General features: G+C 60.2%; 21 protein-coding genes. 2 read left to right on the forward strand and 19 right to left on the reverse strand.

Annotated elements, in window-relative coordinates:
• Positions 1-178: 178 nt before the first annotated feature.
• Complete coding sequence (locus tag C4334_RS11500; protein WP_352432232.1) at positions 179-2,380, reverse strand: TonB-dependent receptor; 2,202 nt, start codon at positions 2,378-2,380, stop codon at positions 179-181.
• Between the two features lie 872 nt (positions 2,381-3,252).
• On the opposite strand from C4334_RS11500, the gene C4334_RS11505 reads away from it, so the two are divergent.
• Positions 3,253-4,041 carry an SDR family NAD(P)-dependent oxidoreductase gene (locus C4334_RS11505; RefSeq protein ID WP_352432233.1) on the forward strand — a complete coding sequence of 263 codons (789 nt, stop codon included), beginning with the start codon at positions 3,253-3,255 and terminating at the stop codon, positions 4,039-4,041.
• Between the two features lie 177 nt (positions 4,042-4,218).
• On the opposite strand, the gene C4334_RS11510 is transcribed toward C4334_RS11505, so the two are convergent.
• From C4334_RS11510 to plsY, 4 genes are all read right to left on the reverse strand, one after another.
• On the reverse strand, positions 4,219-5,721 hold the full coding sequence (locus C4334_RS11510; RefSeq protein WP_352432234.1) for a leucyl aminopeptidase: 1,503 nt from the start codon (positions 5,719-5,721) through the stop codon (positions 4,219-4,221).
• A 14-nt stretch (positions 5,722-5,735) separates the two neighbouring features.
• Positions 5,736-6,206 carry an SsrA-binding protein SmpB gene (gene smpB / locus C4334_RS11515; protein ID WP_352432235.1) on the reverse strand — a complete coding sequence of 157 codons (471 nt, stop codon included), beginning with the start codon at positions 6,204-6,206 and terminating at the stop codon, positions 5,736-5,738.
• A 73-nt stretch (positions 6,207-6,279) separates the two neighbouring features.
• Positions 6,280-7,278, reverse strand: coding sequence for an NAD(P)H-dependent glycerol-3-phosphate dehydrogenase (locus C4334_RS11520; protein WP_352432236.1), 999 nt, complete (start codon positions 7,276-7,278; stop codon positions 6,280-6,282).
• Between the two features lie 155 nt (positions 7,279-7,433).
• The gene (plsY, locus tag C4334_RS11525) at positions 7,434-8,036 is read right to left on the reverse strand and encodes a glycerol-3-phosphate 1-O-acyltransferase PlsY (RefSeq protein WP_352432237.1); all 603 of its coding nucleotides are present in this window, start codon (positions 8,034-8,036) and stop codon (positions 7,434-7,436) included.
• 192 nt (positions 8,037-8,228) lie between these two features.
• Here plsY and C4334_RS11530 point away from each other — a divergent pair, with 192 nt between their 5' ends.
• Positions 8,229-8,684 (forward strand): hypothetical protein, encoded by a 456-nt coding sequence (locus tag C4334_RS11530; protein ID WP_352432238.1) that lies wholly within the window; start codon positions 8,229-8,231, stop codon positions 8,682-8,684.
• A gap of 87 nt (positions 8,685-8,771) precedes the next feature.
• Here the strand turns inward: C4334_RS11530 and C4334_RS11535 are convergent, their stop codons facing one another.
• From C4334_RS11535 to C4334_RS11600, 14 genes are all read right to left on the reverse strand, one after another.
• Complete coding sequence (locus tag C4334_RS11535; protein ID WP_352432239.1) at positions 8,772-10,007, reverse strand: competence/damage-inducible protein A; 1,236 nt, start codon at positions 10,005-10,007, stop codon at positions 8,772-8,774.
• Between the two features lie 115 nt (positions 10,008-10,122).
• The gene (locus C4334_RS11540; protein WP_352432240.1) at positions 10,123-10,914 is read right to left on the reverse strand and encodes a hypothetical protein; all 792 of its coding nucleotides are present in this window, start codon (positions 10,912-10,914) and stop codon (positions 10,123-10,125) included.
• 63 nt (positions 10,915-10,977) lie between these two features.
• The gene (locus tag C4334_RS11545) at positions 10,978-12,033 is read right to left on the reverse strand and encodes a 3-isopropylmalate dehydrogenase (RefSeq protein ID WP_352432241.1); all 1,056 of its coding nucleotides are present in this window, start codon (positions 12,031-12,033) and stop codon (positions 10,978-10,980) included.
• A gap of 386 nt (positions 12,034-12,419) precedes the next feature.
• Entirely contained in the window at positions 12,420-14,507 is a 2,088-nt protein-coding gene (locus C4334_RS11550; protein ID WP_352432242.1) for a prolyl oligopeptidase family serine peptidase, read from the reverse strand.
• Between the two features lie 199 nt (positions 14,508-14,706).
• A complete protein-coding gene (locus C4334_RS11555; RefSeq protein ID WP_352432243.1) occupies positions 14,707-15,147 on the reverse strand; it encodes a universal stress protein in 441 nt (146 codons plus the stop codon).
• Positions 15,148-15,185: 38 nt separating this feature from the next.
• Complete coding sequence (locus tag C4334_RS11560) at positions 15,186-16,013, reverse strand: M28 family metallopeptidase (protein ID WP_352432244.1); 828 nt, start codon at positions 16,011-16,013, stop codon at positions 15,186-15,188.
• A gap of 254 nt (positions 16,014-16,267) precedes the next feature.
• On the reverse strand, positions 16,268-16,828 hold the full coding sequence (locus C4334_RS11565) for a 2Fe-2S iron-sulfur cluster-binding protein (RefSeq protein WP_352432245.1): 561 nt from the start codon (positions 16,826-16,828) through the stop codon (positions 16,268-16,270).
• 229 nt (positions 16,829-17,057) lie between these two features.
• Positions 17,058-17,624, reverse strand: coding sequence for a Fur family transcriptional regulator (locus C4334_RS11570; RefSeq protein WP_352432246.1), 567 nt, complete (start codon positions 17,622-17,624; stop codon positions 17,058-17,060).
• Between the two features lie 66 nt (positions 17,625-17,690).
• Positions 17,691-18,176: a Fur family transcriptional regulator gene (locus C4334_RS11575; RefSeq protein ID WP_352432247.1), complete on the reverse strand. Its 486-nt coding sequence runs from the start codon at positions 18,174-18,176 to the stop codon at positions 17,691-17,693.
• An 817-nt stretch (positions 18,177-18,993) separates the two neighbouring features.
• Positions 18,994-20,550, reverse strand: a complete 1,557-nt coding sequence (locus tag C4334_RS11580; protein ID WP_352432248.1) for a Ppx/GppA phosphatase family protein — start codon at positions 20,548-20,550, stop codon at positions 18,994-18,996.
• Positions 20,547-21,266, reverse strand: coding sequence for a dTMP kinase (locus C4334_RS11585; RefSeq protein ID WP_352432249.1), 720 nt, complete (start codon positions 21,264-21,266; stop codon positions 20,547-20,549). The genes C4334_RS11580 and C4334_RS11585 overlap by 4 nt, the downstream gene beginning before the upstream one ends.
• Positions 21,267-21,271: 5 nt before the next feature.
• On the reverse strand, positions 21,272-21,949 hold the full coding sequence (locus C4334_RS11590) for a dTMP kinase (RefSeq protein WP_352432250.1): 678 nt from the start codon (positions 21,947-21,949) through the stop codon (positions 21,272-21,274).
• 12 nt (positions 21,950-21,961) lie between these two features.
• Positions 21,962-22,633 (reverse strand): metallophosphoesterase, encoded by a 672-nt coding sequence (locus C4334_RS11595; protein WP_352432251.1) that lies wholly within the window; start codon positions 22,631-22,633, stop codon positions 21,962-21,964.
• Between the two features lie 174 nt (positions 22,634-22,807).
• Entirely contained in the window at positions 22,808-23,209 is a 402-nt protein-coding gene (locus tag C4334_RS11600; protein ID WP_352432252.1) for a (2Fe-2S) ferredoxin domain-containing protein, read from the reverse strand.
• Positions 23,210-23,805 lie beyond the last annotated feature (596 nt).

Here is a 23,805-nt window from a genome sequence, read left to right on the forward strand (position 1 = left end):
ACCGAAGCGCGCGCGACGCGTGCTCTCGCGTCCATTCCTTTGGGGATGCCCCTCATATTGAGGGGAGGACGTCACTTGCCCATCGCTGGCATGCAGGTCGGTCCTTGTCGTTCAGGGTGCGCCGAGGGAAGCGAGCGGGGTGAACGAACAAGGAGCGTTCGTCCACCCTTTGAAAGTTTCAGAAGAAGCGTAGCGTATAGTTGAAGCGGACGCCACGTCCGATTTCGGGCGCGAGGTCCTTGATGAACGAAACGTGGTTGCGATAGAGCCGATCGCCCAAGTTGAACGCCTCCACGCCGAACACGTGCAAATAGTGCTGGCGCGGAATGGTGTAGGAAGCGAGCAGGTTGAAGACCGCGTATCCTGCCGTTGGCGTCTCAAGCGGAAAGATGTCGTTTTGCCGATCGGCGAGCACGACCTCGGGACGAACGCTCAACCCGTTGAAGCGGAAATCGAGTCCGACGCGACCGCGCGTTGGCGGGATGCGCGGCAGCGGGGTATCGGTGGAAATGATGCGCGCTTTGACCGTATCGAAACCGAGATCGAGAAAGAGCCGGTCCGGCACCAAACCGATCTCAGCCTTGAGTTCCGCTCCTGAATACCGGCTTTTGGCCTGCGAGTAATTTGCGACGGGCAATCCGTCTTCGATCTCACCGGTCGGCGCGAGAAAGACGAAATCCTTGATGCGATAGTAGAAGAAGTTCGCTTCGGCGCGCACGCGACGCGACGAGTGGCGCAAGGAGAGGTCCAGTCCGTTGCCGAGTTCGCGGCGCAAGTTGGGATTGCCGACCTCGAAAGTCAGCGTCCCGATGTGCGGTCCGTTGTTGTACAGCTCCTCCAGCGCCGGGGCGCGGTAAGAGTGCGTGTAGTTGGCGACAAACGTCCACCCTTCGGCGAGATTAAAGCGCATGCCAGCAGCGCCCGAAAATCCGGTAAACGAACGGTCAGGCGCGCCCGTTGGACGGTAGCGCGTGTTCTCGATGCGCCCGCCGAACTGAAAGCCGAAGCGTTCGAAATCTATCTGCTGGAGCGTGAACGCGGCGAAGACGTTTTGTCGTACGGGCGGAGCCAACGTTTCAGCGCCGATGGTTTCGTAATCGCGGTGCAGACCCGAAAACCCGAAACTGCCAGACCACCGCCCGACCTTTTTTTGATCGAAGAGTCCACGATAGGCATATTGCTTGTTGTTGAAGGTCGTTCCGACCACATCGCCTTCGAGTTCTTTGTGCTGGTAATCGGCGTAATCGAGCGAAAAGCGCAGGCCGGTGATGAAAGCGTCTAGATCGCGTAACCCGCCGCTTAAGCGCGCGTTATGCCGTCGCATCGAAAGATCAATGGGGGCGTTCTCTGCTCCGCCGCTTTCGATCTGCCCAGCAAAGGGCACGCCGTAACGTCGGCGATCATAGTTGTACCCGAAGGCGAAGAAGCCGCGATCAGCGTAGTAACCCAGACCACCGCCACCGTTGCCATAGCGCGTCTTCGAGTTGGGCACTTTGCCGAGCGGCGTGCTGTAATCGCCGGTACGCTGGCCGCTCGCGTTGCCCCAAAACAGGAAGTTGCCGACACCGTACTCGATGCCGCCGCCACCGCCGCCCAGCGCGTTGGCGCTGCCGACGCTGCTCGTCAAGTAACCGCGCAGCCCTTCTTGCGGGCGATCGGGTGCGTCGAAGTGATTGCTGATGGCATTGACGACGCCGCCAATCGCATTCGAACCGTAGAGCAGCGTTGCCGGACCGCGCACGATCTCGACGCGATCCAGATTGAGCACATCCAACGGCTCGCCGTGATCGCCCGATTGCGAACCGAGCGAGCCGACGTTCAAGCCGTCTTGCAGGACCAGCACGCGATCGCCATCGAAGCCGCGAATCACGGGGCGTGCCGACCCTGGACCGAAGCTGCGCTTGGCGACGCCCGGTTCATTTTCCAGCACCTCGCCGATGGAAGTGTGGCTGCGTTGCGCTAGCTCGATGGAGCTAATCGTCTCAACGGACTGGTAAGCTTCAAAAGCCAGTTGTTCTTGACCGGCAGCCGTCACCGTAACCTCTTCGCGCAATGGCGAGAGTTTCATCTGAAAGTCGAGCGTGGCCGTCTCGCCGCTGGCGACATTGACGGTGGCAACTGCATCCGGAAAACCAGCGGCATGCACGACGACGCGGTAGGTGCCCGGCGGCACGCGCTCGAATTGGTACTGCCCTCCCTCGTCGGTGTTGACCGTGCGCCGCAACTGCACGACCGTAACTTGGGCGTTATGGAGCGGCTGCCCGTTCTGCTCCAAGGTCACCGTGCCGCGTAAGACGCCCGTGTTCTGAGCCATGGCTGAAAAGCCGCATAAAAAGATGAACGACAAGATCGTTCCGATGATTGCTCTTCTCCTCAACATGATGATCGCTCCTCGGTTAATGGTCTCGAAAGATGCGCCTCTTTATCGACGCTTTCGCACACACCAAGCCAGTGCGTTGGAAGCGTCGGCTTGAAATCCCACCGCTCGTTGGGTTCAAACTTGCGGAGGAGCGCGATTCGAGGGTGCAAGCAGCCGAGGACCGGAAAGACGTGCCGCATCGCTTGCGACGAGGGTTTTCAAACGAGGTGGCACGTAAAGCGCCACGGCAGGGGCGCAGCCCGGATCATGTAGAAAATCGCGTTGCAGTTGACAAAGCGCGCAATGTGCGCCACCTGTTTGATCGGGTGCGGGACAGGGCCGACGCTCGTCGGCGACGTTCGCGCGCGAAACTGCATTTCGCGACCAATGGTAGTGCGTTGCATTGGCGAGAAAAGCGTAGACGGTGAGCACGAGCAAAAGGATGGCTGCTCGCGATCCGAACGTGGTCACGCTGCGGTTTCGACTCTTCACCGTGTTTTCGCGTCTCGCTGGAAGTCTTTAAAGTTTAACCACATCGGAGGGATCGATGTCAATTTCGACCGCTTCCCAAAAGCGCGAAGGCTTCGGCGGTGGGCTTCCCGATAGAATGGCTCGCTCTGCTTCTCGACGAGCGAGCTGGGCACGAAGGCTTCAGCGTTGGCTTCCCGACCGATGCGGCCTGCCGCTCTCGATCGTTGCCGAGTAGAGAGGGGCGAAAGCGACGCCGATTCGACCGCTTCCGACATCGCCAACGAGCGCTCGCCGTTCAGCGGACCTCGAATCGCACGCCGGACGAAGCTGACGCCGACTTTGTCGAGAAAAGATGAAACGAGGCCGATCATCGAAAAAAGCCTCAATGTCGTGGTAAGATCGAAGCCTCAAGGGAATCGAAGATGAATCGAGAGGCCAGAATCATCCCTTTCCCACGCGAACTGCTGCGCGGGAAGACGGCGATCGTCACAGGCGGTTCGCGCGGCATCGGACGCGCAACGGCGCAGCGCTTGGCCGAAGCAGGCGCCAACGTCGTGATCAATTTCGCCGGCAATCAGGAGGCGGCGCAAGAGGTTGTGCGCGCTTGTGGCGCGCGCGGCAGCGAAGCGGTCGCCGTGCGCGCTGACGTCACCGACGTTGAGGAAGCGAGCGAGCTGATCCGCCGCGCAGCTGAAAAGTTCGGCGGCGTTGATATCCTCGTCGCCAACGCTGGCGTATGGGAAGGCGCACTGGTCGAAGAGATGAGCGAAGAACTTTGGGATCGCGTGCTCGACATCAACCTCAAGGGGACGTGGACCGTGTGCCGTGCCGTCGTGCCGTACATGAAGCGGGCGCGTTCGGGTTCGATCGTCATCGTCAGCTCGACGGCCGGGCAACGCGGCGAAGCCGGATACTCGAACTACGCCGCCTCCAAGGGCGGGCAGATCAGTTTCACGAAATCGCTGGCCGTCGAACTAGCGCCCGATATTCGCGTCAACTGCGTCGCTCCGGGCTGGGTTGATACCGACATGTGTCAGGGCGTCTTTGCCGACCCAGTTTACAAGCAGCGCGTCGTCGACACGATTCCGCTGCGTCGCGTCGCGCAACCGGACGACATCGCCACAGCGATCGTCTTTCTCGCCTCCGACTGGGCGCGCCACATCACGGGCGAGATACTGAACGTCAACGGCGGGTCGGTGCTTTGTGGTTGATTTGCTCGGATCGCGCATGAACGCGTCGTCCCGGCGAGCTGTTTTAACCAAAGGGGGTTCTGACCAACTGCGTCGAACGCGCTGATCGAACGCGGTGAAAAATCCCTCTTTTTGAACAGACGCGAGCCGACCTCGAGCGACCGACTCGCGCTAATCTTCTATACCTTCAAAAGCGCTCTATTGCTTGGCGGCTTCTTTTTCGACCAACCGGATGAAAGTGCGCACGGGCAGTCCGGTCGGCCCCTTGGCGCGATAAGGCTTAGCCTCATCGGCCCAAGCCGTGCCCGCGATGTCCAGATGCGCCCACTGCAACCCTTCGGTGAACTCCTTGATGAAAGCCGCCGCCGTGATCGTTCCAGCTTTACGTCCGCCGATGTTTTTGATGTCGGCGATGTCGGACTTGATCTGCTTGGAGTATTCTTTGTCGAGCGGCAACTGCCAGAACTTTTCGCCGACCTCGCGTCCCGCCTCGATGATCTCATCGATCAGTTGTTGATCCGTGCCGAGCACCGCCGCGTTGACATCGCCGAGCGCGATTGACACGGCACCGGTCAACGTCGCCGCATCGACGACGCGGGTGGCACCGAGCTTCTTCGCGTAAGCGATAGCATCGGCTAGGATCAAACGTCCTTCGGCATCGGTGTTGAGCACTTCGATCGTCTTGCCGGACATCGAACGGAGCACATCGCCCGGCTTGTATGCGCGTCCTGAAGGCATGTTCTCCACCGCCGGGACGAGGCCGAGCACGGGGATCGAGATATCGAGTTGCGCGATCGCCCGCATGGCAGCGATCACTGCCGCCCCGCCTGACATGTCGTATTTCATCTGGTCCATGCCTTCGCTCGGCTTGATCGAGATGCCGCCGGTGTCGAAAGTCACGCCCTTGCCGACCAGCGCAAGCAGACCGTCGCCCTTCTTTCCCCCTTTGGGCGTGTAGCGAAGCACAATCAGGCGCGCTGGCTCCTCTGACCCGCGCGCAACAGCGAGCAAAGCGCCCATCCCCTCCCGCTCCATGCGCGCCGGATCGAGCGCGTCGAACTCCAAGCCGCGCTCTTCGGCGACCTGTTTAGCACGCTCGGCGAGAATGGTCGGCGTCATGAAGACGCTCGGTTCGTTGGCCAAGTCGCGCGCGAGGTTGACCGCTTCGCCGATGATGCGCCCGCGCTCGGCCCCGCGTCGCAATGCCGCTTCGTCGCCATCTTCAATGACGAGAAGGCGCTCGATGCGCCGTTCATCTTTGTCAACCGTGCGGTACTTGTCCGTCTCGAATAGACCGATGATCGCCCCCTCAATGGCTGAAGCGGCTGCCTGTTCCGGACCGATCTCGGCAGCGCGCGGCACAAGGCCGACAGATTTCGCCCCTCGACTGCGAAGCGCACGCACGGCCGTGCCAGCCCATTGCGAGAGGGTTGACGGGCGATAATCCTGCTTTTCGCCGACGCCGACCAGCAGCAAACGACGCGCGGTCAGTTGACTGCCTGGCGCCAAGTGAAGGTAGAGGGTCTCGCCCTCCTTGCCCTTGAACTCGTCCGTGCCGACGACCTCGGCGAGGATGCCGCCCGCGGCATCATTCAACTCCCGCAAAAAGCCCTCTTCGACTCGCTCGTCTTTGAAGACGAGGACCGCCAAAGCCTCCACTGCTGCTTCCTTGTACCGCCCTGAGCTGACTTCTATCTCCATGCATGACTTCCTTTCTATTCGACTTTGCCACTACGTTGTTTGAGTTGCGCGCGAGTTTCGCGTTCGATGGTACGACGCATTTCGGCTTCGCGCTTGTCGTGCATCTTTTTGCCACGCGCCACGCCGATTTCGAGCTTGACGCGCCCGTTCTTCAAATAGACGCGCGTTGGAACGAGCGTCATGCCGCGCACGCTGGATGCTTTCGCCAAACGCTCTATCTCGTGGCGATGAAGGAGCAGTTTGCGCGTGCGCAATGGCTCGTGATTGAGCCGGTTGCCGTGCGCGTAAGGCGAAATGTGCGCGTTCATCAACCACGCTTCGCCGTCGCGCACAGCGACGTAGGAATCCCGAAGCTGAATCTGGCCGTTGCGTATGCTCTTGACTTCAGTGCCGGTCAAAGCGATTCCCGCTTCGTAGCGATCGAGGATCTGATAGTCGTGCAATGCGGCCCGATTCGTTACGATGACCCGCTCTTCTTCTGCCATTTGTCGCTCCGCGTCCCGATGAGGATCGGGACGCTAAGTTTAGCTCTTTTCCCGAGAGCGAGTCCAATGACGATCAATCGAACTCGTCGCGCAGCGGTCTAGCCATCAGTTCAGCCACTGCTCGCTGAGCTTCACATCCTTCGTAGAGTACGGCATGCACGGCGTCAGTGATCGGCATGCGTACGCCGCAACGCGCGGCCAATAATCGAACGGCAGGCGTCGTTCGCACTCCCTCGACCACTTCGTGCATTTCGCTGAGAACCTCTTCGAGTCGTCGCCCGCGCCCCAACTCCCGTCCGACGCGCCGATTGCGCGACTGTTCGCTCGTGCAGGTCAAAACTAGATCTCCCACCCCAGCCAAACCCAGCATGCTTTCAAGGCGCGCGCCCGCAGCCACTGCCAAACGCGTCATCTCCGCCAAACCGCGCGTGATCAACGCGGCCAGACTATTCGCCCCCAAACCGAGTCCGACGACCATCCCAGCAGCGAGCGCGATGACGTTTTTGACCGCCCCGCCCATCTCCGTGCCCGTCAAGTCGTCGTTGGCGTAGATGCGCAAGTTCTCGTAACTCAACGCCCACTGCACGCGCCGCGCCTCGTCGAGCGACCGACCGGCAGCCACAATCGCCGTCGGATGTCCGGCGACCACTTCGCGGGCGAAAGACGGCCCTGAAAGCGCTACTACACGCGCGGCGCGCTCCTCTAACTCTGCGGCGAAAACATCCGAAACGCGGGCACCCGTTCCGCCTTCGATTCCCTTGGCAGCGCTGACGAGCACCGCGCCCGGAACTAGCCACCGACGCGCTGCGCGCGCAAAATCCCGCGCCGCATGTGAGGGCGAAGCGTAAATCACCATCTCAGCGTCTCGCAGCGCCTCTTCGAGATCGTCCGTGGCGCGAAGACGTCGGGGCAGTTGATGGCCCGGCAGGTAGAGCGCATTTTCGCGTTCGGCTTCGATCCTCTGGGCAACTTCCGTCCGCCGCGCCCATAAACGCACGTCGTGCCCTTTGCGCGCAGCCATGATGCCGAGCGCTGTTCCCCAACTGCCTGCTCCGATGATGGCGACCTGCATAAACGAAACTCGACCTTCCCGTCTCGACGAAAAGATGCGACACGACGACAGTTTGAAGATCAAAACGTGATGCCGAACCAGATCTTTCCGCAAACCAAGACGCGCGTTCGACAGACGAGTCGTTCGCGCTCTCGCCGAAAGTTCATGAAGTCCGTTCAGCGCCTCGTTTCACGCGCGCCGAATCTCGACTCGGTACCAGCGATCAAACGTCCGATGTTGGAGCGATGCGCCCAGATGACGAGCGCGCTGCTCGCCAACGCACACGCGATCAAAGGCCCATCATTCGGCTTCAACCACCAAACGACAAATGGCAGCGCGGCAGCAGAGGTGATCGAGCCGAGCGACACGTAACGCGTGGTCAAGACGACGGCGAGGAAAATCGGCGCCAACAGAAGAACGGCGACGGGCGTCAATGCAACGAAAACTCCCAACCCAGTGGCCACGCCCTTGCCGCCGCGAAATCCAAGCCATACTGGGAAGATGTGCCCGAAAATGGCAGTTACGCCCGCCACCGCAACCCAGGCGTCGGCACCACCCAAGCGACGAGCAAGCAACACGGCAGCAGCGCCTTTGGCCGCGTCGAGAAACAACGTGATGAGACCGGCGAGCTTGCCCGCGCGGCGCGTGACGTTGGTCGCGCCGGTTCCGCCAGATCCCGTTCGACGCACGTCATCGCCGCGCACAAGCTTCACGATCAAGTAGCCGAACGGGATCGAGCCGAGCCAATAGGCGACGAGCATGAGCAACAGCGGTTTCATTCAGTTGAACGACCGGTTCATCTTATCACGAAACGCTGGACACATAAGCGTTGCGACGAATAAATGACCCAGATACCGGGAACCTCCAAGAGCACGGCCTTCGAAAACGCAGGTGCTCTTCGTCGCTGCTGAAAAGAGCTTCCCATGGTAAAGACACGTTGAGCTTGTGTTCGAAGCAGGAACTAACATAGAATGTCCGTCCGCATTGAACCGCGACGACGTATGCTGACTCCAGCCATCAAACTGTGTCTTTTCGCGTCGGGACTCTTCCTTCTCATCGGGTTATTGACAGGCGTTTGGAAATACCGATGGATGATGATGAGCGGCGACCATTTGGCACCGGTCTATGTCGATATAGCACATCGCGCTTCGTTTCTTTACAGCTTCGCGGCGTTGGTGCTGGCAAAGCTGCTTGAATACAGCCCGTTCCCGTCTCGGTGGCAGATCGTCCTCGCCGCACTTCCGCTTTTCTACTTTGCGGCGGCCATCGCCCGCTACGTGCAACTCGGATGGCGCAACTCCATCACCAACCAATTCGGCGAGCGGAACTTCATCACCACGTGGGGCATGTACCTGCTGATCGCCGGTGAACTGCTTGGGATCGCCGCGATCTTCGGTGGATTCATCTACACGCAGATCCTTGATTAAAAACCTGACCTTCGGTGAACCCGTTTACATGCGACTTTCTCCAAGCAGAGGGCGCCCAACGTCACGTCATTGCGCCCGTGATGTTCATCAAATTAATCTTCGACGCAGCAGATCGAGCGCCGCTTGCGAAGCGCGCCAACGAATCAGATGTCTGTCACCGGGCAGCAACAAACGCTTGTGCTCGACGTGCGCGTCGTCGGCGAGCGCGATGAAGACCAACCCGACGGGTTTTTCCGCTGTGCCGCCCGTTGGACCAGCGATGCCGGTCACGGCCAAGCCGAAATCGGCCTCGGTCAAACGACGTACGCCTTCGGCCATCGCTTCGGCTACGGGCGCGCTGACGGCTCCGTGTCGCTCGATCAATTCTTGCGGGACGCCGAGCGTGCGCCTCTTCGCTTCGTTCGAGTAGGCGACCACGCCCTCGAGGAAATAGGCCGAAGAGCCGGGCACCTCTGTGAGCCGCTGCGCGATCAAACCGCCCGTACAACTTTCGGCGACGGCCACCGTGTATCCGCCGACGGCCAGTCGCAGCCCGACCACCTCTTCCATGGTCTCGCCGCGAAAGGCGAAGATGGCATCGCCCAAACGCTCTTCGATCTGACCAGCGAGACCATCGAGCAGCAGTTCCGCCTCCTGTTCGCTCGCGGCGCGCGCCGTCAGGTGGATCTCGACTTCGGCGCGGTTGAAGAGGATGGTGGTCGTCGGATTTTTGTACTGCGTGTAGACCGGCGCGATTCGCTCGTCCACGGCCGATTCACCCATCCCAACGACGCGCAGGATGCGCCGCACGACGCGCACGCCGCCAGCTTTCGCCTCGAGCTTCGGCGCGACGTGATCTTCAAACATCGGTCGCATTTCGCGCGGTGGTCCGGGCAGCAAGACGACGGCGCGTCCGTCGTGTTCGAGGTAAAGACCCGGGGCCGTGCCGTGCGGATTGGGCAAGGCTTCCGCACCCTCGATGATCATCGCTTGTCGCGCGTTGATCTCCGGCATCGCCCTCCCCATAGCGATGAAACGCTCGCGTATCGTTTGCAGAACGCGATCGTCGAGCAGCAGACGCCGCCCCAGAGCGCGCGCAACTGTTTTGCGCGTGATATCGTCTTCTGTCGGGCCTAATCCGCCCGTGGTGATGATGATGCGCGAGCGTTTGAGCGCATCGCGCACTGCTTCCTCAAGCCGCGCGTCATCATCGCCGACTACGGTTTTGAGTTTGACCTCGATGCCGAGCCGATTGAGCCTTTCGGTGAGCCACAAACTGTTGGTGTCAACGCGCTCGGGCGTGAGAAGTTCCGAACCGATGGCGATGATCTCAGCGGTCAACATCGATCGTGAACGCGAAAGTTTTGCTGCCCGAAAAACGGACGGGACCTAGCCCTCACCTACGGCAAACTGAACGGCGTCGCCGAGGTGAACGCAACCTAAAAACCGTCGCCGCAGTTCACGTTTGACTTCGCCTCGGCGGCTCTTCTTCATCGTACATCTCGCGCAGCAATTGCGTGATGGGGGGCGGCGCCGCTGGCTCCTCTCCTCTTTTTCGCCGCGCCTCTTTCTGCTCGCCGAGCCGCGCGCCACTGTCCTCCTCTTCGACGATATGAGCCGCCTTGGCCTCTTCAAGCAACGCCCGCGGTTGCTGCGAGCTGAGCGTTGCGGCAGGCTGCCGTTGCAATTGCTCGCGCGCTTCGGCGAGCAAACGTGCGGCGCGCGCTTGCCTCATCCGCTCCAAGCTCCTTACGGCTGCCATCAACTGCGGCTTTTCAGCCGGATCGCGCTCAAGCCGCCGGAGCATCTTCACGTAGTAGCGCAACTCCGGCGACGGAACGGTGATCTTATTTTCGTTGCCGAGATCGCTTTCGAGAACCACGGAGAGGTGATCGGCGGCGGCGCTCGCATTGCCCGCCTTCTTATAAAGCGCGCCGAGCGCAAAGTAGACGAGCGGCGGTGGATCTCTCATCAGGCGCAAAATCTCCTCGCCCCGCTCAATCACTTCGGCGATTTCGTAACCGAACCAGCGGCGATCTTCGTCGCGCAAGATTTCGTTGGCCAACACATAGAAGTGGAAGATACCTTCGATCTGTTGCTGCTCCGAACGTTCGACGGCGCGCCAGACGAAATAGATGACAATGGCGAAAAAGACGACCACCGGTGCAGGGATGCTCATCGTCATCATCATCGCGATGATGACGATGATGGCGAGAAACCTTTGCGCTGAATCTCTCCCCTTGTCGTTCATAAGGCGCTTTCCTCGAAGATGAGGGCGGCAGATGCGCAACCCAAGCCATCACTTGCTGCTCTCTCACCGTCCGACAATGCGCCGACAGATCGCTCGCCCCGCTTCCGCCGTCGAGAGAGAACCGCCCAGATCGCGCGTCGTTTCGCCGGCGGCAATCTGCTCGCGCACCGCCCGTTCGATCTCGCGCGCCGCGCGATCGAATCCCAGATATTCTAGCATCATCGCTGCGGTGAGGATAGCTCCAATCGGATTGGCCACGCCCTTGCCAGCGAGCGGCGGCGCGCTGCCGTGCACAGGTTCGAACAGCGAAACGCGCCCCGGATGGATGTTGCCCGAAGCAGCAACGCCCAATCCGCCGACTATTCCAGCGCCGAGATCGGTTAGGATGTCGCCGAACAGATTGTTCGTCACCACCACGTCGTAGCGCCCCGGATCGAGCACCATGAACATCGCCATCGCATCCACATACTGATGCTCAGCTTCGATCTCTTCGTAGCGCGCGGCGACTTCCCGAAAGACGCGCTGCCACAGGTCGCCGCCGAAACGTTGGACGTTCGATTTGTCGGCCATGGTCACGCGCTGCCGCCCATGTCGCCGCGCGTGTTCAAAGGCGGCGGCCACGATGCGTTCGACGCCGCGGCGCGTGTTGATCTCCTCCTGTGTGGCGATCTCTTCGGGCGTCCCGCGTTTCAGGAAACCGCCTGCGCCGCAGTAAGCGCCTTCGGTGTTCTCGCGAAAGACGACGAAATCGATCTCAGCTTCGGTTCGCCCTTTGAGCGGCGTCAGACGTTCGTGCAGCAGGCGCACCGGACGCAGGTTGATGTACAAGTCTAGTCCGCGCCGCATGCCGAGCAGTATCTGTTCAGCGTGTTCGTTAGAGGGGACGCGCGGGTCACCGAAAGCGCCGGCGAGAATCGCATCGAAGTCGCGCTCAAGCATCTGAAGCGCGCCATCGGGAAGCGCGACGCCTTCGCGTAAGAAACGGTCCGCGCCCCAATCGAAATGGACCAGTTCGAGTCGGACCCCATGCGCCTGTTCTACACGGTGTAAAACCTCAACCGCCTGGGCAATCACTTCCGGCCCGATTCCGTCTCCGGGAATGACGGCAATCCTCTTCACTTCTGCTCCTTCCTCCAACACGAACCGCCCCGCGCATGATCGCGCGCGGGCCTTCTAGCTCGAATTTTCATCCTCCGAAAAGGAGGTAGCGCATGCAAGCACTGCCCTGCTATGCCTTGGCGCTTCCTCAGCCCGGACCTTCGCCGTAAAACCCACGCAACGCTCATCGTCCGCACGAAACGTTTACGCCCTCTAGTTCAAGTGCTATCTCGATTGGCGCGAAGATTTCGCCACGCTCAATGCTCCTTCGCACCCTTCTAGTTCAAGCCTTCCCCTCTGGAGACCTCTCCCCTTAGGGAACGGCCTAACCATCACCTTATCTCACCCGCGCTACGCCAGACGCGCTCACAAGCGTCGGCGACGCCAGAGGCGCCCCCTTCTTGTCACTACGGCGCAACGCCGAGCTGCCAAAACAGAAAGCTCCACACATCGGTCGCCTCTTCGATCTGTTTGGCGAGCGGTTTACCAGCGCCGTGTCCAGCCTTGGTCTCCGTGCGCAGCAGTACAGGGTTGCTCGAAGCGTTGGCCGCTTGCAGCGCAGCAGCGAACTTACGCGCATGCAGTGGATCGACGCGCGTATCGGACTCAGCCGTTGTGATCAACACCGCCGGATATTTCGTCCCCTTGCGCACACGATGATAAGGCGAATAGGCGTAAAGGAACTCGAACTGTTGCGGGTCGTCAGCCGAGCCGTATTCAGGAATCCACAACTTGGCGATCAGGAAGCGATGGTAACGGAGCATGTCGGTCAACGGCACTTGACAAACGACGGCGCGGAACAGCTCGGGCCGTTGCGTCAAAGCCGCTGCCACCAGCAGCCCGCCGTTGGAGCCACCTTGGATGGCCAAACGCTTCGGGTTGGTGACTTTTTCACGCACCAAATATTCGGCTGCGGCGATGAAGTCATCGAAGACGTTCTGCTTGCGGTCGAGCATGCCGGCGCGATGCCACTCTTCTCCGTATTCACCGCCACCGCGCAAGTTCGCCACCGCATAAACGCCGCCACGCTCCAACCACAAATAGAGTCCGCGATTGAATGCGGGCGTGAGCGAGACGTTGAAACCACCGTAGCCGTACAGCAGCGTCGGGCGATCGCCATCGAACCCGACATCGCGTCGGTGGACCAGAAACATCGAAACGCGCGTTCCATCTTTGGATGGGTAGAAGATTTGTCTGACTTCGATGGATCGCGGGTCGACGCCGGCAGCAGCCACCCTCTCCCACTCATCGGTCTGTCGCCGCTGAAGATCGTAGCGGAAAACGGCCGGCGGAAAGGCAAAGGACGAAAAACCGAAGAACGCCTCCGTGCCGTCCTCTTCGCCGAAAAGGCCGCTGATCGAACCGAGCGTTGGGAGTTTCACCTCATCGATCAACTGCCCATCGAGCGCACGTACGGTCAGGCGCGAAGTCGCGCGTTCCAAACCGTTGATGAACAGCCGTCCGCCGATGATCGCGAAGCTTTCAATCGTCGTTGATGATTCGGGCACGATCTCACGCCAGTTCTCGCGCGTCGGATTCGCCGCCTCGGTCACGAAGATGCGCCCGCGCGCGGCACCCTCGGTCGTCCGAATGTAGAGCTTGCCATCGACCACCGCGCCATCGAAGATGGCGTCGCGCCCCTCAGCAACCGGAACGAACTTCGCCTCGCGTCGGCTCAAATCGCGAATGTAAAGATCGTTGGCCGCCCACCCGCGCCCGACCGAAACGAGCAACCACCGACCATCGCGGGAGATTTCGACGCTGGGCCACTCCGAAGGCCGCTCCTCGCGCCGGTAGACCTCTTCGTCGTTTCGCGGATCGGTCCCAAGTCGGTGGAAGAAGACTCGCCGGTGATAGTTCTCTTCTCCTCGAGGCACGCTGCCGGGTACCGGGAATCTCGTGTAGAAGAAACCTGATCCATCAGGCAACCAGGCGACCGAAGCGGCGCGCGTGTGCGGGATCACATCCGCGAGCTTGCGCCCCATCTCGACATCAAGGACGTAGAGCGTGGAACGTTCGTCGCCGCTTTGCGAAAGGCCATATGCGAGCAGCTTGCCATCCGGTGATGGGTACCACCAATCGAGTGCCACCGTGCCGTCGGCGGCAAGGAGATTCGGATCGACCAGCACGCGCTCTTTTCCGCGCAACCCATCGCGCACGTACAGAACGGCCTGATTTTGCCGCCCCTCGCGACGCACGTAGAACAGGCGCCCTTTGCGCGGCACAGGCGCGCCGATCGTCCCAATGGCGAGCAGCTCGCTCAGGCGCGCCTTGATCTTGTCGCGTCCCGGGACGCGCTCTAGGTGAGCGCGCGTCCAAGCGTTCTGCTCCTCGGTCCACCGTCGCACGCGCTCAGACGCTCCATCCTCAAGCCACAGATACGGGTCCACCACCTCGACGCCATGCATCTTCAGCGCGGTCGGCTCCGCGCTAGTCGCCGGAGCGCGAGGCGTCGTTGCATCTTGCGCAACGATCGCCGTAGAGAGAATCACCATCCACAACGCTCGCCAAAGAGGTCGCATCGCTTTCGCACCTTCGCAATCCATCTGCCGTCAGCGGCCACTGTAGAAACGGCATCATCTCAGGGCGGCTTCCGCACGATCTTGTGACCGCTCTCAACCCGCCAAGATCTTACGCCGCTTAAAACTATACCGGCTTTAAGCCATGCGCCTTCCCTGAAGCTTCTTCTACGCTTCAAAAAGGGATGCAAAGCACGGGCACGCGCGCGCCCCGCAGGACCTTTTCCGCCGTTGAACCGAAAAGGACTTCGGCTGGTGGAGTCGCGCGCCCGCGCACGCCCATGACGATCATCGGTAGGTCCAGATCGCGCGCGATCTTCAGTATCTCAACGAACGGCGTGCCGACGACGACCATCTTTTCGATGTTCACCTCGCCCGCTTCGATCTCCTCCAAAGCGGCGAGAAAATCGTTTTCAGCACGCTCGCGCAACTTGGTCGTGATCTCTTCAGTGGAGCCGAAGCCAGCGGCCACCGCCTCTTTGATGAAGTGTTCGTCGATGACGTGCAGCAGCGTAATGTCTCCGCGCGGCTTGGCGATCTCAATGGCCGCGCGAATGGCGTTGATCGAGCAAGGCGAGAAATCGACCGGCACGAGAACATCGGAAGCTGACAACATAGCTGCTCCTCCCGTTGAGCTCTTCAGCAAAGCATCGCTCACCGCAAACGACGGTTCAGCAATCTCTGTTCGATGCGCGGCAAGCTCGCCAAGACGACGTCGCCGACCGCTTTCAGACTGCGCGGCGAGATCTTGTCGAGCGTATCTTCGGGCGTATGCCAGTAAGGATATGTGCTCAGTTGGATGATGTCCACCGCTTCGATGCCCTTTTGCAGAAAGGGCACGTGGTCATCGCCGCCGATGCCTTCCTCACGCTCGATGAAATAGTTGCCGTATCCCATCTCGCGCGCTGTTTGCCAGATGAGATCGACCAACCACCTCGTGCTCATCGTGTCGCGCGCCAGCTCCAAGTTCTTGTAGCCGACCAGATCCAACAGCACGAGCGCAAGCACGCGGTTCAATTCCCCTTCTTTCTCTAAACGCGAGGCGAAACGGCGACTCCCATACGTGTTATCCGGGTTTTCGGGCGTCCCACAATCGGTCCAACCCTCGCAAAAAGCTTCCTCGCCGTCGAAAAAGACGAACCAGTAAGTGAAGCGCGGGCGCTCATGACGCGCCGCTAACACGCGCGCGATCTCCAGCACCGCGCCCGTCGAAGAACCACCGTCGTTGGCGCCGACGAAGCGGAATTTCCGGTAATACTTCGTGTCGTAGTGGCTGGCGATGATGATGACGTCGCGCGATTGGCCCCCGAGTTCAGCGACGACGTTGGCCATGCGACGCGGCCCGATCGGCGTTTGCGCGGTGAACTCATCGGTCCAAGTCTTCAATCCATACGAGCGCAGTTCGCCGATGATGTATTCGCGCGCTCTGGCCAACTCCGCCGATCCAGCGGGACGCGGTCCGAAAGCGACGAGCTTGCTCACGTGAGCAAACGCTCGATCGGCGTCGAAAGCGACGTTCGCCTCTCGCTTCGGAGTTGAAATCGAGCCCGCATCCTTTGCCGTCGGCTTCTCCGCTGGACGGCTCGGACAAGCCAAAAACAGGAGATGTCCAAAGAGCACCGTCGAAAGAAGAAAACAGTTGACGCGCCTCGCCTCTTTGTGCATTGAAGGATCTGTTCGTTGTCAGCAACTTCTTGAGAATCGCTTCGCGGCCACAGCGAACGCCTTGAACACCTTCAAGAACCCTCCTCCCCCCTGCGGTGTTCCGCCGGACGCCGTGCGCGTCGCTTCTGCTCGTCGAGCTCTCTTCCGCGCGCCGCCACTAAATCAAGGATCTTCTCCCCAGCTTTGGAAGGCAGGCGCGACAGTGCGTTCAAAGTCTGATAGGCGGTGATGGCCTCCAATTCAAGGAGCATGGCGAGTTTCTTCTCCAACGGAAGCTGCAAGAACTTCTTGCGTAGCTGCTCGGCTTCTTCAGGCTCTTCCGTCTGCTCGGCTCTCTCCACGGCGACCTCCCTTATCACTAGTTCACCGCCCCGCTCGATGCGCGTTTGGCATGCCAAGCGCTGCCCAGCAGCGAGCCGTTCCGCCTTGAGGAGTTCGCTTTCGGCGACAGTCGGCGGCGAGAGCAGCTCCGCTCCCATCTCGACGATCACCGCGCATGCGTCGCATTGACCGCGTCCCCCGCACTCGGCGCGAAGGCGCGCTCCCAAACGCTTGGTCGCTTCCCAAAGATAGGTCCCTTCGGGGACCACTCCGCTCAAACCCTCAGGCTCGTACCGCAAATAGACGCTCATCTGTTCGGCCTCTTTCCCGGGAAGGCTACAGGGCAAGGTACACTCAAACAGTTAGATTTTCAACTATGGACCGTTGACGCACAACGACGATCTCAAGCTGCCCGCTAAACGCCCGCGACACCAAAGAGGGTGGCTGAGCTTTGCGAAGAGCGAAACGGGCCGGGAAAACGGTTGAGGCGGACGCTTGATAGCGTCCGCCTCAACCGTGACTTTCGCTTGAGAAGCGGCCCTACTTTTGCGCGCGCGCCAAAGTCAAGCGCACGCGCGGTTCCATCGTCTCCGGCACACGATGGATGGGCGCTCGTTCGCGGCACTCGGCACACAAACCGAAAATTCGCAACGAGTGCTGCGTCGGCTCAAAGCGATATCGCGCGGCGATCTCGGTCTGAATCGCTTCCAGCTCGGAGGAAAGGAATTCGATGGTATGACCGCACTCGATGCAGATCATGTGATGATGATGCGGAAGCTTGGAATTGCGCTCGTAGCGCGTCCGACCATCGCCGAAACGCACTTCGCGGGCGATCCCCGCTTCGGTCATTAACTTCAAAGTGCGATAGACCGTCGTCTGTCCAATGGTCGGATCCTTCTCCTGCACCAAACGATAAAGGTCTTCGCTCGAAAGGTGATCGTCCGATGCAAGAAAGACGTCGAGGATCAGATCGCGCTGCGCCGTCCGCTTCAGTCCGGCGCGCTGAATGTGCTGGTGAAAGATCTCCTTCTCGTCCACAGGCGTGTTCGCTTGATGCATGCCGTTGGATCGCTCACGCAACGGTAGTGTAGATGCCGGTTGTGCCATCTGTTCGTCTCTCCTCACTCGCTTCGACTGCTTCCGCTCGCTCACTTTCGCTGTTCATTTTCGCTGTTACCGAGCGCCGCCCTCTTCTTCGCGGCGACATTCAGCGCATAAACCGTGAACGACGACCTCTAAGCCCTCGATTTCGCGATCGCGCAGCTCCATCCCATCCGCTTCAACGCGCACGTGATCTGCCGCCACATCCTCGATACGCCCGCATCGGCGACAGACGAAGTGGTGATGCGGCTCCAATCGTATGTCGTACCGCGTCACCCCGCCCCGCACGTAGATCTCCTGCACCAATCCGGCTTCGCGCAACGCATGCAACGTGTTGTAAACGGTCGCCCGCGACGCGCACGGAAACCGATAGTTCACCGCCGCTTCGATCTCGTCAGCGGTCGGGTGCGTGCGGTGGTGCCACAAATAGTCGAGCACGGCGTACCGCTGCGGCGTCACTTTCAGCCCAGCTTCCCGCAGCCGCTGCTCGATCCAAAGTCGAATCTGAACGTCGTTCAACACGCGATTTAGATTATGTCTAATCGTGAAATTTGTCAAGAGAGATTTTCCGTCCAGTTGCCGAATGGATCAAAGTTGCTCCAACCCTCTCGCTGAACGGCCCAGCGCCCGGGCAAACGCTATAAACCTAAATATATCAATATTTTATGAGTTTAGCCTGAGCGCGCGAGTTGCTGGGCAGCAACCGCGAGGAGCGCCACGATGCGCTGCCCTTTGAGCCACGCTACAAGAACGTGCTATATTGCAGGGTGGATGCCGGGGTGGCGGAATTGGCATACGCGACGGACTTGAAAATTTGAGCACTCCGCCGGGAAACCGCGGAAGTGAATGGAGTCAAAGTCGGCGAACCCTCTGTGGCCCATTTTGGCCGCTGGCAACGCCGAGCTAAGGCCGCCCCACTCGAATAGGGCGGCAAAGTGTAGAGACGAGACGGCTCCCTCCTAAACATCGCACGCGAGACCCAATATCGAACGAAGCAAGCCTGGCCGAACGCGCGCGATGCATGGAGAAGGCATCGTCCAGACCACAAACTGCGCACGCGCCGCAGGCGGCGAAAGCCGTAGTGGTAAGAAAATCCGTTGGTTCGCAAGACCTTGCGGGTTCGAATCCCGTCCCCGGCACCACTTGAACGCGGGTGATGGTTTCGGAGAGAGCTCTCCGAACACACACAGAGCGAGTACCACCGAGTTCACAGCACTGTGCCGCTTGAATGCGCCGTCGGCTTCGTTCAGAGGTCCATCTTCTTTGCAGTTTGAGGAGCTTACGTTTCGAGTGGGCTTCGGTGTTGAAGCGCGCGCGCTTCGATGGACGTTTTTACGTCTTGACGTTCGGGTATTAATTCGCAGCGCGGTCACGTTCAAACCGACTCGCCATCGGAAAGCGGGTCGTTTCGAGACGGGGATTCAACCCTGAAGTCAAGGCTCAGTCCGAAGGCTTGCTCGAACATCTCGCGCCTTCGCATGGCCTCCTCCGCTTCCCGTCGACAATCCGCGACGCATTCGAGCACGAGCGTCGCTCGGCCCTGCGTCGACTCTAGGCGAATGGATCGCACGCGGCCATCGTGATTTCGGTCGAGCGCTTCGGCGAGGCGCAGAATGCTCGCCAATTTCCAAACCGCATCACGCGCTTCGACATTCAAGGCGACATAATCAGGGTGCTTCTCTTTGGGCAAGGCGCCGCGATGATAACGCGCGACGTTGGCGATGATGTTTCGCTCCTCTTCGGAGAATCCGGTCAACTCAGCGTGTTTGATGAGATAGAGCGAATGTTTGTGATGCGATTCATGCGCGACGATGTAGCCGACGTCGTGCAGCAATGCGGCGGCCATCAACAGCGGGCGCAAAGAGCGGTCCAATTTGCCGTGCGATGCGAGTTGATCGAAGATCGCTTCGGCAAGACGCGCGACTGCGGCGGCGTGTTCGGCTTCGTAGCCGAAGCGATGCGCAACGCCGAGCACGCCCGCCATGCGCGCATCGGCTACGTTCGGCATCCTTCCGACCATCTCGCGCAACCGATCCAAGATGACGCCTTCGCGTAGCGCCCACTCGCATGTCAACAGACTTTGAATGCCGAAGGCGCGCATGGTCTCTTCGAGGATGAGACCGCCGGCGACGATGATTTCGGCGCGTTGGACGCTCAAGTCGGCAACCTCGCGTCGCTGCTCCAGCGTCATGGTAGAAAGCTGCCGGTTGAACCGTTCGAGATCGGGCAGCCGTATCTCTAAACCGCCACGCCGCGCCCCTTGGTGCGATTCCCCGTGCAACGCTTCGCCGATGGCGAGGATGGTCCCGGAGGTGCCTGTCGCCGCATCCCAGATGATGTCGCTGCGTTCGCGGCGCGGGCGTTCGAGCGCACGCCAGATCTCATCGCGCAGCGCGTTGATTTCTTCCTCCGAGGGCGGATCGTGCTGGATGAAGCGTTCGGTGAGCCGGACGGCTCCGATTTTGACGGAGAAGAGCTGCGTCGGCGCGCTATCTTTGAAAGAGGAGATTTCAGTCGAACCGCCTCCGATGTCTATGTTGATGAACGAGCGCGCGTGCGGGACGCATTGCATGGCAGCCAACCCGATCAAACGGGCCTCTTCGATGCCCGAAAGGATCTCCACATGAACGCCTGTCTGGCGTTCGACTTCAGCGACGAACTGCGCGGCGTTGTCGGCTTCGCGCACCGAGGCCGTGGCGACGGCAATGAGGCGCTCGGCACCCAAAGAAGCGGCGATGGCACGGAACCGCGCGATGGCTTCGATGGCGCGTCGCGTCGCATCCGCGTCGAGGTGTCTTTTTTCGAGCGTTTCGCGTCCGAGCCGCACGACGTCTTTTTCGCGCGCGAGGGGAACGAAAGAACCGTCGGTCATCGCTTCGGCGACGATGAGTTTGATCGAATTGGATCCGACATCGATGGCCGCGATTCTCATGTGATGAGCGTCCCTCTGCGCGCAAGGTCGCGCCCCTCGCCGATCACGTGCGCGACGATGCGGCGAAGATCGGCGGCGACGCGCCGAATCGAGCGCGAGGCATCCACGACGCGGAACCCGTACTCCTCGCTCATGCGATCGAACTCGCTCAGCAAGCGCGTTTGGTAGGCGATGAAGCTGTCGTAGAAATCATCGCCGAGATGCAGGTCCATGCCTGATTCCCAGTAGTCGAACTTGCGTCCGGCAGCGAGCAGGCGCATCACCAACTCTTCGGCGCGATTGATCCGCAAGTAGATGACGACGTCGGGCACGATGGCGATGTCGTAGATGCGGCGGATCCATTGCGGATCGACGCCGCGCACCACGGCTCGAGCGATGGCCGAGAAGATATAACGATCCGTGAGGACGACGAATCCGGCGCGCAGCGCGGGCAGCATCTCGTTTTCCAAGCGATCAGCGAAATCGGCAGCGTAATAAAGCTGCATGGTCAAGCGCCCGAGCGTATGTCCTTGTTTCGCCTCTTTGATCCCTTGTCCGGCCAGTTCCGAGCGCGTCATGCCCGTATCGAGCACAGCGTGGCCGCGCGCTTCGAGCCACTGGCGCAAGATGGCGATCTGCGTCGAGCGTCCGACGCCATCCGTGCCTTCGATCACGATCAATTTGCCGTTGAAAGGTTCTTGTTCGACTCCGGGCAGCGGCGTGCCATAAAATGTCATCTGCCTCATTCGGCCACCACCGTCCCTTCTTCGAGATGTCGCCGCACGATCTCGCGCACTTCCATCTGCTGCTCTTCGATCGAACGCGTTGCATCGATCACCGTCAAACCGAATTCATCGACCATGCGATCGTATTCCTCGAGGATCTTGCCTTGAAATATCTTGAAGCTCTCTTCCGGATCGTCGGACCAGTTCATATCCAAGCCGGCCTCATAGTACTTCAATTCGGGACGTCCCGAAAGAATGCGCCCGATGGCGACCTCAAGCGGCGCGCGGAAAAAGAACGCGACCGTCGGTTTGACGGCGAAGCGGTAGATGTCGCGCACCCATGCGCGGTCACAGCCGCGCGCAACGTCGCGCGCAAATGCCGTGTAGATGTAACGATCCGCGAGAACCATGGCGCCGGCTTTGAGCGGCGGGATGATGTCTCGCTCTGTCCGGTCAGCGAAATCCGTCGCGTGCAACAAGGAGAAGGTCGCCGGCGTGAACAGTCGGCGCTTCTTTGCCCGCTTGGTCGTATCTTTGACGAGCGGAGAGGAATTCCATTCGGAAAGAAAGACCGGATAGCCTTCGGCTTTCAACCACTGGTAGAGCAGCGATAATTGCGTCGATTTGCCGCTGCCGTCCGTGCCTTCAACGACGAAGAGCTTGCCCGGAAATCGGTGCTCGCCGTATGAGATCATCGTTCGAGGATGCTACGCGCGGCGTGTTACATCATTGTAACAAAGCCCCATTTCGCGTAAGCGCGCGCCGCCGCTCACCGCTACTAATTCGTCCCTTTCGATGATGTAGCCGGTCAACAGCCCGCCATAGACGCAGCCCGTATCCAACCCCAAAGCGCGCGGACCGCGGCGTGGCTGAGCGGCGGGCCAGTGTCCGAAGAAGATGAATTTGTCGCCGGCGTAAACTTCGTACCATGGCGTCGCCTGCCGATTCGTGCGATCAGGTCCCAAGGTTCGCATGGAGACCAAATCCTCTATCTTCTGTTTTTCGATGGGGAGACCGGGTCGCAAGCCAGCGTGAACGACGAGTTGCTCGCCAAGGTCCAAGTAAAACGGCAAAGAGCTTAAATAGTCGATGTAGCGCGAGCGGTCCAACTCACGCAAGGCCATCAACTGCTCTTCGGTCAGTTCCGTCGGTTCGCCGCGCCAGCTTTGCACCAGCGCTAGATCGTGATTGCCCATCACGGACTGCAACCTCGCATCCGTCATGAAAAGATCGAGCACTTCGCGGTTCTTCGGCCCTTTGACGACCAGATCGCCGACGCATATGGCGCGGTCGGCGGCACCGAAACGCGCTGCGTCGAGCAACGCGAGCAGTTCGTCGAAGCAGCCGTGAAGATCGCCGATGATCAAAGTGAAGCCCATCGCGACACCTCGTCGCCCCGTTAATGACTGGAAAGCAAGCCATCGCCCGCGCCGCGCGTTCTGCCTTCTCATCAATGACTGGGAAGCGCGTTCTTCGCAACCTAGCGGACACGCTAGAGTGGGGCGCGTCGAACGCTCCGTCCGTCAATGAACGGGGAACAGGTTCTTGGCGAACTAGTCAGCCAACGGCGACTTTTCATCCTTGGCTTTGTCGTTCCTCTCTTTCCCCGCGCCAACGTTTGACTCTTTGCAGCGCGAGTCGGGATCCTCTTCCGCACGCATGAGGTGAAGCACCTTGCGAGCAACGAGTTCGCCGCGTTTCAAGTGGCGTTCGACGATCTCCACAGCGTCGCGCGCGGAGATGCTGCCATACCACACGCCATCGGGATAGACGACCACCACTGGCCCGCGTCCGCACTGTTTGAAACAACGAACCTTGCTCAACAGAACTCGTTTGCGCAGGCCGGCATCATCCACTGCGCGCCTGAGCGCTTTGGCGACCTCTTTGCCGCCGCGCTCGACGCAGGAATCGTTCTTGCAGATGAGAAGGTGAAATCTGATCTTTTTCAATCCCATTTAACCGCCCGTTTCAAGCCGATTAGAACACGATCGGTAGCGAGACCACAACTCTCGCCGAAGACATCCGTCCCGGACGGCGGGAGGTCTTCGTTTGCCCGCCGCTTAGCGCGAACACCCCACGTTTTGATGACAAGGCTTGGGCGCGGCTCTCTTTCATTCGAATCACCGTGCTCTTTAAATCGAGCTCGTGCCTGAGCCGATCCCACACCACGCCGCTCTTTCATCCAGCACGTGCTTGATGTAACATGCGAGAGGACAAGAAGAGCTTGTTCGACGGTTGCGCTAGTGGCACGCCGCTCGGTCCTAACCCGAAGAGGCTTCTTCCAATACAGAAAGGAGCGCCAAGATGTCCACCGACCGTCATGCAGAAGCAGTCGAAGACACCACCAGAACGCGCCGTCGGGAGCCCCGGGCTTGAGCCATGGGGAGGAGGCGGCGATTGCTCCCTCCTAACATCAAATGGTATGATGTGCACGTGGTGGATATCAACGCTGCCCGGAACACCTGCAACCGCTATGCTGCCCGGAACACCTGCAACCGCTATACCGTCTCTCGGGACGGTGGGCCGCCGTCAACCGGCCCCGAAGCGGCGG

Source organism: Pyrinomonas sp., assembly GCF_040289685.1.
Lineage (GTDB): Bacteria > Acidobacteriota > Blastocatellia > Pyrinomonadales > Pyrinomonadaceae > Pyrinomonas.